Source organism: Marinobacter oulmenensis (assembly GCF_014201735.1).
Lineage (GTDB): Bacteria > Pseudomonadota > Gammaproteobacteria > Pseudomonadales > Oleiphilaceae > Marinobacter > Marinobacter oulmenensis.
This window is the reverse complement of the sequence record NZ_JACHFE010000003.1, coordinates 108,921-121,957: the sequence shown is the minus strand read 5'-3', so window position 1 is coordinate 121,957 and position 13,037 is coordinate 108,921. Positions and strand designations below refer to the sequence as shown.

General features: G+C 62.5%; 11 protein-coding genes. 5 read left to right on the top strand and 6 right to left on the bottom strand.

The window, feature by feature from the left end; translation table 11 throughout:
* Positions 1-5: 5 nt before the first annotated feature.
* Together ubiD and HNR38_RS06800 are read left to right on the top strand one after the other, a co-directional pair.
* Positions 6-1,493, top strand: coding sequence for a 4-hydroxy-3-polyprenylbenzoate decarboxylase (gene ubiD / locus HNR38_RS06805; RefSeq protein WP_183701118.1), 1,488 nt, complete (start codon positions 6-8; stop codon positions 1,491-1,493).
* A 91-nt stretch (positions 1,494-1,584) separates the two neighbouring features.
* Positions 1,585-2,319: an FAD-binding oxidoreductase gene (locus tag HNR38_RS06800; RefSeq protein ID WP_183701116.1), complete on the top strand. Its 735-nt coding sequence runs from the start codon at positions 1,585-1,587 to the stop codon at positions 2,317-2,319.
* Between the two features lie 74 nt (positions 2,320-2,393).
* On the opposite strand, the gene HNR38_RS06795 is transcribed toward HNR38_RS06800, so the two are convergent.
* From HNR38_RS06795 to HNR38_RS06770, 6 genes are all read right to left on the bottom strand, one after another.
* Positions 2,394-3,635, bottom strand: coding sequence for a heme biosynthesis protein HemY (locus HNR38_RS06795; RefSeq protein WP_183701114.1), 1,242 nt, complete (start codon positions 3,633-3,635; stop codon positions 2,394-2,396).
* Entirely contained in the window at positions 3,632-4,747 is a 1,116-nt protein-coding gene (locus tag HNR38_RS06790) for a uroporphyrinogen-III C-methyltransferase (protein WP_183701112.1), read from the bottom strand. The genes HNR38_RS06795 and HNR38_RS06790 overlap by 4 nt, the downstream gene beginning before the upstream one ends.
* Positions 4,734-5,573: a uroporphyrinogen-III synthase gene (locus tag HNR38_RS06785; protein WP_183701110.1), complete on the bottom strand. Its 840-nt coding sequence runs from the start codon at positions 5,571-5,573 to the stop codon at positions 4,734-4,736. Before HNR38_RS06785 ends, HNR38_RS06790 begins: the two co-directional genes overlap by 14 nt.
* Positions 5,554-6,492: a hydroxymethylbilane synthase gene (hemC, locus tag HNR38_RS06780; protein ID WP_183701108.1), complete on the bottom strand. Its 939-nt coding sequence runs from the start codon at positions 6,490-6,492 to the stop codon at positions 5,554-5,556. Before hemC ends, HNR38_RS06785 begins: the two co-directional genes overlap by 20 nt.
* A gap of 88 nt (positions 6,493-6,580) precedes the next feature.
* Positions 6,581-7,336 (bottom strand): LytR/AlgR family response regulator transcription factor, encoded by a 756-nt coding sequence (locus HNR38_RS06775; RefSeq protein WP_183701105.1) that lies wholly within the window; start codon positions 7,334-7,336, stop codon positions 6,581-6,583.
* The gene (locus tag HNR38_RS06770) at positions 7,329-8,312 is read right to left on the bottom strand and encodes a sensor histidine kinase (protein WP_246362518.1); all 984 of its coding nucleotides are present in this window, start codon (positions 8,310-8,312) and stop codon (positions 7,329-7,331) included. Before HNR38_RS06770 ends, HNR38_RS06775 begins: the two co-directional genes overlap by 8 nt.
* 200 nt (positions 8,313-8,512) lie before the next feature.
* Between HNR38_RS06770 and argH the strand changes: the two genes are divergently transcribed.
* From argH to lptM, 3 genes are read left to right on the top strand one after another with little or no spacing between them, the layout of a single operon-like run.
* Complete coding sequence (gene argH / locus HNR38_RS06765; protein WP_183701103.1) at positions 8,513-9,922, top strand: argininosuccinate lyase; 1,410 nt, start codon at positions 8,513-8,515, stop codon at positions 9,920-9,922.
* Between the two features lie 18 nt (positions 9,923-9,940).
* Positions 9,941-12,787, top strand: a complete 2,847-nt coding sequence (locus HNR38_RS06760; RefSeq protein ID WP_183701101.1) for a class I adenylate cyclase — start codon at positions 9,941-9,943, stop codon at positions 12,785-12,787.
* A 56-nt stretch (positions 12,788-12,843) separates the two neighbouring features.
* Entirely contained in the window at positions 12,844-13,008 is a 165-nt protein-coding gene (gene lptM / locus HNR38_RS06755; RefSeq protein WP_246362516.1) for an LPS translocon maturation chaperone LptM, read from the top strand.
* Positions 13,009-13,037 lie beyond the last annotated feature (29 nt).

Sequence of the window (13,037 nt, the reverse complement as noted above, 5' to 3'; positions counted from 1 at the left end):
ACTAGATGAACTACAGTGACCTGCGAGACTTCATCACCCAGTTGGAGCGGCTGGGTGAGCTGAAACGCATCCGTGTGGAAGTGGATCCACACCTGGAAATGACGGAAATCTGTGACCGCACCCTGCGGGCGAAAGGTCCGGCACTGCTGTTTGAAAACCCCAAGGGGTATGACATGCCGGTGCTGGCCAACCTTTTCGGTACGCCCCGGCGCGTGGCCCTGGGGATGGGGCAGGACAATGTCACCGCCCTCAGGGACATCGGCAAACTGCTGGCATTTCTGAAAGAGCCGGATCCTCCCAAGGGCTTCCGGGATGCCATCGACAAGCTGCCGGTGTTCCGTCAGGTGATGCGCATGAGCCCGAAGGTGCTGCGCTCGGCTCCCTGTCAGGAGGTTGTTGTCGAGAAAGACGACGTCGACCTCTACCAGATTCCCATCCAGCAATGCTGGCCTGGTGATGCCGGGCCGCTGGTTACCTGGCCTCTGGTGATTACCCGCGGGCCTCACAAGGAACGCCAGAACCTGGGTATCTACCGTCAGCAACTGATTGGTCGCAATCGTCTGATCATGCGCTGGCTGAGCCATCGTGGCGGGGCCCTGGATTATCAGGAATTCCGGCACGCCAATCCCGACAAGCCCTATCCGGTCGCCGTCGCCCTGGGCGCCGACCCGGCCACCATTCTGGGTGCTGTGACACCGGTGCCGGATACCCTCTCGGAGTACGCGTTCGCGGGTCTGCTCAGGGGCGGCCGCACGGAACTGGTGAAAGCCGGGCTCAGTGACCTGCAGGTGCCCGCCAGTGCCGAGATCGTGCTGGAAGGCTATATCTACCCGGATGACACCGCGCCGGAGGGCCCCTTTGGCGACCACACCGGGTACTACAATGAGGTGGACGAGTTTCCGGTCTTCACCGTCGAGCGGATCACCCGCCGCCGGGATGCCATCTACCACAGTACCTATACCGGCCGGCCGCCGGATGAACCGGCGGTTCTCGGGGTTGCGCTGAACGAAGTGTTCATCCCTATCCTGCAGAAGCAGTTCCCGGAAATTGTCGATTTCTATCTGCCACCGGAAGGCTGTTCCTACCGGCTCGCCGTGGTCACCATGAAGAAGCAGTACCCCGGTCACGCCAAGCGGGTGATGATGGGGGTCTGGTCGTTCCTGCGCCAGTTCATGTACACCAAGTTTGTAATCGTGACCGATGACGACGTGGACGCCCGCAACTGGGAAGACGTGATCTGGGCCATGACCACCCGGATGGATCCGGTCAGGGACACCACGATGGTTGAAAACACGCCCATCGACTACCTGGATTTCGCATCGCCGGTCTCGGGCCTGGGCTCCAAGATGGGGATGGATGCAACCAGCAAATGGCCCGGTGAGACGGACCGGGAATGGGGCACGGCCATTGCCATGACCGAAGAGGTCAGGCAGCGGGTTGACGATATCTGGGACAGCCTGGGTATTGAAATTCCCCCCGGGCGCCCCGACTGACAAAGGCAGACACACTCATTCTTCCGGCTGGCCCCTCGCCGCGAGGCGATCACGGGCCGTCCGTTGTTTCGAACCGGAGATACCAGCCAATATGGCATCACCAAATGCTAACCCCCGGGAACACCTGGCTCACGTGGTGGATGTTCGTTCCATCAGTCATGATGTCTATCGTGTACAGCTGCAGTTGCCTGAGCGGGACACGGTCGATTTCTTTGCCGGGCAGTACCTGGCGGTGAACCTGCCGGATGCCGATCCCTGCTATTTTTCCATTGCCAGCAGCCCCTCGGCCGAATACATCGAACTTCAGATTCAGGCATCGCCTGACTGGGGCTCGGCCCGCAAAGTGATTGATGCGCTGACCTCCGGCCAGGATGTGTCGGTGCTGCTGCCGAACGGTAAAGCCTGCCTGGCCTCGGTGCCGGACAAACCCATGCTGCTGGTGGCGGCCGGAACCGGCTTCGCCCAGATGAAGAGTCTGATCGAGTATCTGGGTGAGCAGCAGTTCCAGCATCCGGTCAAGCTCTACTGGGGGGTGCGCAAGCCGGAGGATATGTACCTGAAGGATCTGGCCCAGTCCTGGCACGACGAGTGGTCCAATTTCACCTTTGTCCCCGTGGTGCGGGACGATGAGGACAACGACTGGGAAGGGCACCACCAGCCACTGGTCCGGGCGGTGCTGGCGTCCGGTGTGGACTGGCAGAATGTGGAAGTGCATGCCAGTGGCTCACCGACCATGGTTTATACCCTGATGGATGCTCTGCTGGAGCAGGGCCTGCCGGAAGCCGCTTTCTTTTCCGATGTGCTGGAGTATGCACCGCGTACCTGAGGTCGCACCGACGCTGACCAAAAAGGCCGGGGCTGTCGCCAGCCCCGGCCTTTTTTGTGCGCGGCTTCGCCCGGTCAGGCCCGGGGCATGGGCAATTCCGGCAGGCCGTGGTCGGCTTCCAGTCCCTGCATCATCAGTTTGATGCTGGCCTCTTCCTGCCCCATGTGGGCGTTCAGGCGGCTGAGTTCTGCCAGTGTCTCCCGTTTGCGGTGCAGTTTCAGGCTGGTTTCGAAGTACTCCCGGGCTTTGCCCCAGAGTTCGTTGCGCAGGCTCAGGCGGCCCAGCGCCAGCAACAGCTCGGCATTGTTGGGGCGGTCTTTCAGCCACTGTTCGGCGATCAACAGTTGCTCTTCCGGTTCGGTGCCCTGCAGTCGGCCGTAGAGGTTGATCAGCTCATCACTCCAGTGGTGCCGGAGCACCTTGCGCAGCAAGGTTTCCGCCTGGGCCTCATCGCCCAGCCGGGCCAGCAGGCGGGCGTAATCCCGGATGGTGAACTCGTCGCGCCGGACAAACCCCGGCATTTCATCCCACAGGTGTGTCAGCGTCTTGAGGGAGGCTTCCGGGTTGTCCCGCTGTTTGCGCTCGCAGTCCTCGGCGGCTTTCTCCAGCAGGTTGTGCCAGACCTGACGCTCCAGCTCGTTGAGCTCGGTTTCGGGTAGCACGTTACGCTTGCGCAGTTCCGGGATCAGCCGGGACAGTTCCCGCCAGTCTTCCAGGCGCAGGTAGGCGTTTTTCAGCAGTTTCAGGACAAACGGGTGGTGCGGCGATTCCTTGCGCAGTCGCAGCAGCGTGGCCAGCGCCTGTTCCGGCCGGTCGCCGGCCAGTTGCAACTGCGCCTGGGTCAGGCCGACCGCCATATTCGACCCCGGTGTGCTTTCGAAGCCCTTGCGCAGCAGTTCGTCCACCGCTTCATAGTCACCGGACTCGAAGGCCGCGTGAGCGGCAGCCAGGTAATTGATCAGTGGCGTATCGGCATGGGCCGCGGAGCTGGACAGCAGTTTGCGCGCGCGCGGCCAGTTGCCCTCGGCCAGCGCCAGTAGCCCCCGGGTGGTGCGGCGGCGGGCCCGGCGCTCGCCGCTGCGGGCAAACCAGCCCGAGAGCATGCCGGAACCCTGGCGCAGTCGCCGGGAGGTGTTGACCAGGAACACGCCCAGCACCACCAGCAGCAGAAACAGGCCCAGCCCGACCCAGAAATTGGTTTCGACCAGGTAATTGCCCAGACTGATGCGGATGTACCCGAGATCATAGGCCAGGCCGAGGGACAGGCCGGTCCCGAGCAGCAGGGCAACCAGCAGGATCAACAGCAGGCGAATCATTGGCTATCGCCTCCGTTGTCACTGCCTGCTTCGGCACTGCCATCCCCGGCCGCGGAACGCCCGGCCAACCGTTTCTTGAGCAGACTGATGGACTGGCTGATGTCCGGAAGCTCGGGGTCCACGTTGCGCCGGGACAGTTCATCCAGGGTTTCGGTCAGGCCGCGAATGGCCGGGTTGCTGGCGTCATACCAGTCGTTGACGGTGGTGACGGCCTTGCTCAGTGCCCGGTCATAGAGCGCCTGATTGCCTCTGAGTACGGCCAGTTCCGCTTCTTCCAGCATCAGTTGCAGGTTCAGACGGGCCCAGGCGCTCTGGTCAGGGGATAACAGGGGTTTGACCGGCTCATCCAGCCGGCGCACCACCACAATCTCGTTGAGGGTCTCCAGGAAGCGATGCCAGCCACGGACGAAGGGGTTGGTGCTTTCCGGCGTGGTGTCGCCCTGGTCCCCGGTACGGAATCCGGGCGCCTGTTCATGCACCAGCGCCTGGTCGGTCAGCTCATGGACTGACGCGATGGCCGCCTCCAGCTTCAGGTAGAGGCCGGTACGGTCGACGTTTTCGATGCCCTTGAGGGACTGGATCTCTCGCGCCAGTTGCTGGCGTACCGCGTAGACACCCACATCGTCGGATTCGGCCAGAACGTCGTCGGCGGACTGCAGTGCAGACAGCGAGCCACGGATGTCCTTCTCGATCTGAAGCCGCTGGTTGGCGATGCGTAGCAGGTATTCAGCCTCGGCGAGCAGCCAGTCGGTCCGGGTCCGGTTACCTGCCTCCAGCAGTTCCCGGGCGTTGTGATCAATCTGGCGCTGCTGGGTGGAGATCAGCTCCCGCTGCTCGGCCAGCCGATTTTCCAGCGACTGCAGGCGGTCGCCCTGCTGGCTGCCCCGATCATCGTATCGGTTTTCGAGTTGCTCGGTGTCCTGACGCAGATCGGAGATGGCCTGCTCGGTGGCCTGCCGGGTCTGCCATTGCTGCCAGTTCCAGAAAGCCAGGCCGACGGCCAGAATCAGTGAAAGAATGGCGATGAGCCAGATCGGCCAGAGCCTGGGTTGGGCGGCTCCGGGCGGTTTCACGGGGGCAGGGAGGTGCTTGGTTTCTTCAGTCACGGGCATCCTTACTCGGTTTTCCGTTGTCACTGGCCGGTGGCGCGAGGTGTCGGGCCAGGCTGGTGATCAGCTGTCCGTCTGCCAGGCCATCCGGTACAAACGGCCGCTGAAAGCCGGCGGCGCGGGCCTGTTCGGCAACCCGCTGTGCCGGAACCACCAGCAGCGATTGATATAACTCGGGCCGGTCGTCCGGGATGATCTCAACCAGATTGTTCAGGGTTTCGCCGGAAAGCGCAACAATCACCTCCGGCCGGAACTGGTCAAAAACCTCCCGGATCTGTTCTGCAGGATAGTACGGGCGATAGCGTCGGTACAGTGGCAGTATCGTAACCCTGGCCCCCCGCTGCTCCAGAGTCTGACGGATCAGTTCCCGCCCCTGTTCGCCCCGGGCCAGCAGGACCCGTTCGTGCTGCAGATGCTGCAGTGATGGCATCGCCAGCAGGGCCTCGCTGGTCCAGCCATTGACCGGTCGGCGTACGCGCAGGCCGTGGCCGGCCAGTTCGGCGGCGGTGCCGGCACCCACACCGTACCACTGGATTCGCATGGGGATCTGTGGCCACCACTGGTCGATTTCCTCGAGCAGCCGGCGGGCGGCATAGGGGCTGACCGCAATGATGTGGCTGAAGTTATCCAGTTCCTGCAGGAGTGAGCGTTGTTCGGGGGTCTCCGGCAGTGGTTCCCGGACCATCAGCGGCAGCAGACGGACATCCGCGCCTGCCGCCGTCAGGGCAGAGGCCAGGCGGCTGGCCTCGGGTTCCGGACGGCAGACCAGTACCCGGCGACCCCGGAGCTCCGGGGTCGGTTCCTGTCGATCAGGTTGGGGTGTGGCCATAGATTTCCGCCAGCACCTTGTCGGCACCCATGCCCAGCAGCTGTTCCGCCAGTTCCCGGCCGAGGCGTTCGCCTTCGGCTCTCGGGGCCCGGCCTTCCACGCGGAAGATCTGGCTGCCGTCAACGGCACCCACCAGGCCTCGCAGCCACAGGTTGTCATCCTCGAGCAGGGCATAGGCGGCAATGGGGACCTGGCAGCCGCCTTCCAGTCGACGGTTCAGCGCCCGTTCAGCGCGGACCCGATCCGCTGTGTCGGTATGGTTCAGCGGTGCAATCAGCTCCAGAAGCTCGGTGTCGCTGGTGCGGCATTCAATGCCCAGGGCACCCTGGCCAACGGCCGGCAGTGACACGGTATCGGGCAGGCAGTAGCGGATACGGTCATGAAAGCCCAGGCGCTTGAGGCCGGAGCTGGCCAATACAATGGCGTCGTATTCGCCGGCGTCCAGCTTGGCCAGACGGGTGTTCACATTGCCGCGCAGGACGTGAATTTTCAGGTCCGGGCGGTTGGCCCGCAGTTGGGATTCGCGGCGCAGGCTGGCGGTGCCGACCACTGCCCCTTCTGGCAGTTGGTCAATGTTGTCGTAGTGATTGCTGACGAAGGCGTCGGTAGGATCTTCCCGTTCGCAGATGGCCACCAGGTCCAGGCCTTCGGGGAATTCCATGGGGACATCCTTCATCGAATGCACCGCCAGGTCGGCCCGGCCGTCAAGCATGGCTTCTTCCAGTTCCTTCACGAACAGCCCCTTGCCGCCAATCTTCGCCAGCGGCACGTCCAGGATCTTGTCGCCCTGGGTCTTGATCTTCACCAGTTCGACGGTGACGTTGTCATGCAGGCGTTCAAGCTCGGCCTTGATGTGTTCCGCCTGCCACAGCGCCAGGGCGCTGCTGCGGGTTGCAATGCGAAGGGTTCGTTGTGACATGGCACTCACTGTCTGTGGTTGGATAAATGTGCCCCAAGGTTACCTTGTAGTGGCAAAAATGTCCCGTCGCGACAGTCGTTGTACCTCTTCAGTGGGAGCGCTGGTGCGCCTGCAGCCAGTGCCGTACGTCGGCAGCGTGACGTCGGCTGACCGCCAGGGTGGTGTCGCTGTCCTTCAGTGTCAGGACGGCCTGGCCATTGCTCTGTCGGTGCAGACCCTGAATGAACCGGCGACCGACCAGGGTATTGCGGTGAATTCGCAGCAGGTGCTCCGGGTAGCTCTGCTCCAGTTCCTTGAGGGTGTAGCCGCACAGGGTCTCGCCATGGCCATGATGCAGGGTGACGTATTTCTGGTCGGCCTGGCAGTAGCGCAGCTCGGCCACGTCGATGAGTTCGGTGCCGCGATGGCTGGTGACCGCCAGTTGCCCGCTTTCCGCCACCGGCGCTCCGGCGAGCTGCTGGATCTGCAGACGATTGAGCTTTTCTGCACGGACCAGAGCTTCTGCCAGTGCTTCCCGCCGAACGGGTTTGAGCAGGTAGGCAATGGCGTTAACCTCGAATGCCTGCAGGGCATACTGATCGTATGCGGTGCAAAAGATCACGGCTGGCGGGTTGGTCAGGGTGGTCAGCCGGTTGGCGGCGGTCATACCATCCATTCCGGGCATCTGGATGTCCAGCAGGAGGATATCCGGCTCCAGCCGGGCGGCCAGGGCGAGGGTGTCGTCACCACAGCCGGCTTCAGCGCATACGCCATAGCCCGGCAATGCTTCCACCAACCGGCGCAGGCGTTCCCTGGCGAGGGGCTCGTCATCCGCGATCAGTACCTGTTTGAGTGCGCTATCCATGAGCCTGTGCTCCACCGTCAACTGATTTTCGGGGCAAACGCAGGGTCACCGTATAGGTTCCGTCGTGCCGGCTGTGTTTTAGCACGGCCTGATCGCCGAACAGCGCCTGCAGTCGGGCGCGGGTGTTGTCCAGAGCCATGCGGTTGCCCTGGTGCGGGTGCCCGGCAGGTTCATGTTCCGGGTTATGCACCATCAAGTATACAAAATGACCGTGGCTGCTGACTTCTATGCCAATCCTGCCACCTTCCGGCCGCGACTGTATTCCATGATGAATGGCATTTTCCACCAGCGGCTGCAGGGTCAGGGGTGGAATGGCCTGGTGCCTTGTGTCGGGCTGGATCTGCCAGTCCATCTCCAGCCGATGCCCCAGTCGCAGCTTCTCCATCGCGAGGTACCGCTGGCAGAGATCCAGCTCCCGCTCAAGCGGGACCAGCGTTTCGCCGCTGCCCAGACTGGCCCGGAACAGTTCGGACAAGTCCAGTACGGCCTCTTCGGCCCGGTCCGGGTTGCTGGCGATCAGGCTGGCAATGGAGTTCATGCTGTTGAACAGGAAGTGAGGATGAATCCGCGACTGCAGGGCGATCAGTTGTGCCTGCATGCGGGATTCCCGCTGCTGTTGCCAGGAATGCTGGAGGTAGAAATAGCGCAGCAGCATGAGCAGGATCAGTAGTGCCACCAGCAGCTTGCGGGCAATGCCCTGCCAGCCAATGCCATCCGGGCCGGGGTGAAGCACCCGGTCTGCAAACAGGCTGAACGCGAGGACATCCAGTAGCACAATGACAACAATGATCAGTGTTGCCCGGGTGGTCGTCATCCGTGCCAGGCGGGGCCGAAGCGGACAGATCAGGGCGACGCTGGTGAGAGTGGTCCACTGCACGAAAAGTGACAGAAGCCCGAAGTAGCTCCAGTCAATCCATGTATCCTCCGCCTGTACCACCGCCAGCACCATCGCCAGCAGTTCACTGGTGAGGATCAACAGGAACAGGGGGCGGACACGACACAGGTCCGGTACATAGAACTCGGGGCTGTGGTTGCTTTGCTCGGCGTTCAGGGGGTGTCTCCTTAGCGGGGGCGGAATGCTATACTCAGGCCACTTTTTATCTGTCGGATGACCGATTCCATTTATCCCACACCGGCATGTTGATCATGCCGGGCTGTCAGCAGGAAAGATAGACCATGACGGATCAGAAAAAGTCTGACCAGACCACATCCTCGGAAAAACCCTGGGGTGGACGTTTCAGTGAACCCACCGATGCCTTTGTCGAGCGTTTTACCGCCTCGGTGGATTTTGACCAGCGCCTTTACCACCACGATATTACCGGTTCCATTGCCCATGCCACCATGCTGGCAAAAGTCGGCGTGCTCACCGACGATGAGCGTGACCAGATTATCGAGGGGCTCAAGGGCGTCAAAGCTGATATCGAGGCCGGTCGTTTTGAGTGGTCCGTCAGCCTGGAAGACGTGCACATGAACATTGAGGCGGCGTTAACCGACCGCATTGGCATTACCGGCAAAAAGCTGCACACCGGCCGCAGCCGCAACGATCAGGTGGCCACGGATATCCGCCTGTACCTGCGCGATGAAATTGACGTGATCGCCGAGGAGCTCAACCGTCTGCAGAACGGTCTGCTGGACCTGGCGGAGCGCGAAGCCGACACCATCATGCCGGGCTTTACCCACCTGCAGACCGCCCAGCCGGTCACCTTCGGCCACCATCTGCTGGCCTGGTACGAGATGCTGGTGCGCGACGGCGAGCGCCTGCAGGACTGCCGCAAACGGGTGAACGTCATGCCCCTGGGCGCCGCCGCTCTGGCCGGGACCACTTATCCCATCGACCGCAATCTGACCGCGGATCTGCTGGGCTTTGACCGGCCCACCGAGAATTCCCTGGATTCGGTCAGTGACCGGGATTTCGCCATCGAGTTCTGCAGTTCCGCCGCCCTTTTGATGACCCACCTGTCCCGCTTCAGTGAAGAGCTGGTGCTGTGGACTTCGGCCCAGTTTGACTTCATTGACCTGCCGGATCGTTTCTGCACCGGCTCCTCGATCATGCCGCAGAAGAAAAACCCGGACGTGCCGGAACTGGTGCGTGGTAAGACCGGCCGGGTGAACGGTCACCTGATCAGCCTGCTGACCCTGATGAAAAGCCAGCCACTGGCCTATAACAAGGATAACCAGGAGGACAAAGAGCCGCTGTTCGACACCGTCGATACCGTCAAGGGCAGCCTGAAAGCCTACGCGGATATGATCCCGGCCATCCGCTCTAAGTCCGCCAATATGCGGGTGGCGGCCAAGAACGGGTTCTCCACGGCGACCGATCTGGCCGATTATCTGGTCAAGAAGGGCGTGGCTTTCCGCGATGCCCATGAAATCGTGGGCAAATCCGTGGCCTTTGGTGTGGCTGAGGGGCGTGACCTCTCAGACATGACCCTTGAAGAGCTGCAGCAGTTTTCCGATTACATCACTGACGATGTCTTTGATGTGCTGACCCTGGAAGGCTCGGTTCAGGCCCGGGACCATCTGGGCGGAACGGCGCCCGATCAGGTGCGGGCCGCGGTGCAGCGTGCCCGGGCCGGCCGGAAATAACCGGCGGACGGAGGCCGTTTGAGCGTCCAGGCTGCGCCGATCGTCCTCGACTTTGAGGACGGCATTGATCGCAAGACCCTGCGCCGATTGCGGGATCGCTTCCTGCTGGTCAACCAGCAACGATGGGAGCGGGCCGCTTCGGCGCTGACCTGGCGTCAGCAGGTTGTCCTGGAAGTTCTGCCTCTGGTGTTTCACCTTAACCATCCGTCCCTGCCAGGCTACGTGGATGGTAATTGCCCCGTCGGGGTAAGTGGCTATACGCCCTCAGCTTCCACACTCAATGCCGCCCGGCGTCTGGCGCGCTCCTTCAACTACCGGGACAAAGGTGTTCGCAACCCGGACCTGGACGCCCTGTTTCTTATGGGCAGTCCCGGCACTCTGGGCCATTCCGTGGCCAGCGATCTGGATGTCTGGCTTTGCCATCGGGCGGACCTGCCCGAACAGGGCGTGCTCAGTCTTGAACGCAAGGCTGGCCGTTTGGCCGGGTGGGCAGCGACTTTGGGCGTGGAACTGCATGTCTTTGTATTCTCTGCGGCCGACTGGCGCGCGGGCCGGCAGAAAGCGGAGGTGACGGGAGAAAACTGCGGCAGCGCCCAGCACTACCTGCTGCTGGATGAGTTCTACCGTACCGGTATCCACCTGGCGGGGCAGTATCCGCTCTGGTGGCTGATCCCGGTCGACCAGGACCGGGCCTATGAGGACTGTCGGCGCCGCCTGGTCGAGTGCCGCTTCATCAAGCCCCGGGAGTACATCGACTTCGGGCCGGTGCCTGCTATCCCGCCCGAGGAATTCCCCGGGGCCGGTATCTGGCAGCTCTACAAGGGTATTGATGCGCCATGGAAAGCGATTCTCAAGCTGCTACTGATTGAATGCTACGCCACCGACGCCGATGGCCGTCTGCTGTCGGCGGATTTCAAACAGGCGGTGTACGAAGGGCGGCTGGATGCCGACCGTTTGGATCCTTATGTCATGCTTTACCGCCGTCTGGAGCGCTGGCTGCTGGCTCAGGATGCCTCTGACCGGCTGGATCTGGTGCGGCGCAGCCTCTATCTCAAATCCGGGCTGCCTTTGAGCCGTGCCGGCCTGGTGGGGGATCAATGGCGTACCGACCTCCTGCGACATCTGGTTGCAGACTGGCACTGGAGCCCTGAGCAGTTACAGAGGCTGGATGACCGCCAGCGCTGGCAGGCGGAGGAAGTCATCGGCCTGCGTCGCAGCGTCGTGACCGAACTGACTCACAGTTATCGGCTGCTGTCACGTATGGCCCGGGAGCAGGGCACCCAGGCCGCCATCAGTGACAACGACATCCATCTGCTGGGCCGCAAGCTGTACGCCGCCTTCCAGCGCAAGGCAGGCAAGGTGGAGCTGATCAATCCCGACCTGGTGGCGTCCCTGACGGAGGAAAACCTGTCGTTCCACCACCAGTCGGAACAGGGACGGGGTGGTGAAGGCTGGCTTTTGTACCGGGATCTGGAGGACCCGTCCGACGCCTTCTGGAAACCGGTCATCCGTCGTTCCGGCAATCTCGCCGAGCTGTTGGTCTGGTGTTACTGCAACGGACTGCTGGACCGGACCACCCGGCTCAATGTGCGGGCCGGGACCAGTGTCGCCACGGTCACCGAAGTCCGGGAGGTCCTGGAGACCTTGTCCACCTTTCTCCCCATGCCGATCAAGCCCGCTTCCCGCCAGGCGCTGTCAAAGGCGGTGCGACCTCTACAAAACCTGCTGCTGGTCAATATCGCCGTCGATCCGCTGCCACACCTCTCGGAGCGGGGGCTGCACAAACTCAGTTCCCGCAATGACTCCCTCGGGTTCAGCGGTGGCAGGGACAACCTGGTAGCCAGTGTTGATCAGGTGACGCTCAATAGCTGGCACGAAGTCAGCCTGCAGCATTACGCCGCCGGCGATACCCTGGTCCAGTGTCTGAAAAACATACTCGCCCAGATTGCCCTGAATCCGGGAGCGCTCCCGGATATTCGGGTCTTCGCTTCGGGCAGGGGGCATGGCAATGCCATCGCCCGGCGGGTGCAGGAACTGTTTGGCGACGTGCTCCGCCAGTTCTTCGCCGGAGGCCAGGGACCTCATGCGTTGCGTTATATCCTCGAGATGGATCGCCGCTACTTCCTGATGCAGTTCAATGGCCGCGAGCCGGGTTTTGTCGCGCTTGAGGACCGGGAGGCCCTGTTTGAGGCCCTGAATCAGCCAAAAGCTTATTACCTGCCGGTGGTGGCGGACCGTTATGCCCTGCGGGACGATCCCACCCTGCGGGCTGTGTGCGAAGCCTCGGAACCCGGCAATATCCAGCTGTTCTGGCGTCTCGCCGGTGACACCGGCACGCTCTGGGTGGTGGATGAGTGCGGCAGTGTCTGGACCCGGACCCAGCAGGTCGGACGCCGGCGCCACCTGCTCAGCCCCCTGCTGCGGTTTCTCGATAATCTGGTGGAGCGCCGCCTGTTGCGCCATCTGGACACCGCAGGGCCGGCAACCGACATCCGCTGTTATGAGCTGGTGCGCCAGGATGGTCAATGGCGGGCCCAGCCAAGGCCCGAACAGGAGCGGGGCTTCCCCCTGCCCGGGCTGGAGTTGCAGGCTGTGGGCTTCTACCGGGATGAGGCCCTGGCCTTTGACATCTACTGTCACGACCGGGAATTCACCGTGGATGAATACGGGGATCAGCTGATACCGGCTGTGGCCCATTACATCCGCTCCCTGCGCCGCACCAACGAGCCCTATCCCATCTACCTCAGCGACCTGCACCTGCCCCAGGAGCAAGAGTCCCAGCCACTCTGGCAGGAGGTCCGCACCTGCCAGTACCTGTACCACCGCAGCCGTCTGGAGGATGCCCTGAACCGCCACCTGCGTTAGCGATGGAGGCCGGGTGTCGGGTATACTTCGGCCAACAGTCACTCAGGGGTATGGGTATGCAGGTTGGACACAAGCGCCGGCCAGGATGGTTGGCACTGATCATGACGTTGATGCTCGTGGCGGGCTGCGGCCAGAAGGGGCCGCTATACCGTGACGGTGGCAACCCGGCTGCAGATACCCAGACCGGAAACACGACGGCCGCCGAGCAGCGCGCTGACTGACCGACGCCCCCGAATCTTTCAGGAACAGC

Coding starts and splice junctions, on each gene's coding strand:
- HNR38_RS06790 (WP_183701112.1), bottom strand. CDS start 4,747: ATGCCCGTGACTGAAGAAACCAAGCACCTCCCTGCCCCCGTGAAACCG.
- ubiD (WP_183701118.1), top strand. CDS start 6: ATGAACTACAGTGACCTGCGAGACTTCATCACCCAGTTGGAGCGGCTG.
- lptM (WP_246362516.1), top strand. CDS start 12,844: ATGCAGGTTGGACACAAGCGCCGGCCAGGATGGTTGGCACTGATCATG.
- argH (WP_183701103.1), top strand. CDS start 8,513: ATGACGGATCAGAAAAAGTCTGACCAGACCACATCCTCGGAAAAACCC.
- hemC (WP_183701108.1), bottom strand. CDS start 6,492: ATGTCACAACGAACCCTTCGCATTGCAACCCGCAGCAGCGCCCTGGCG.
- HNR38_RS06785 (WP_183701110.1), bottom strand. CDS start 5,573: ATGGCCACACCCCAACCTGATCGACAGGAACCGACCCCGGAGCTCCGG.
- HNR38_RS06775 (WP_183701105.1), bottom strand. CDS start 7,336: ATGGATAGCGCACTCAAACAGGTACTGATCGCGGATGACGAGCCCCTC.
- HNR38_RS06800 (WP_183701116.1), top strand. CDS start 1,585: ATGGCATCACCAAATGCTAACCCCCGGGAACACCTGGCTCACGTGGTG.
- HNR38_RS06795 (WP_183701114.1), bottom strand. CDS start 3,635: ATGATTCGCCTGCTGTTGATCCTGCTGGTTGCCCTGCTGCTCGGGACC.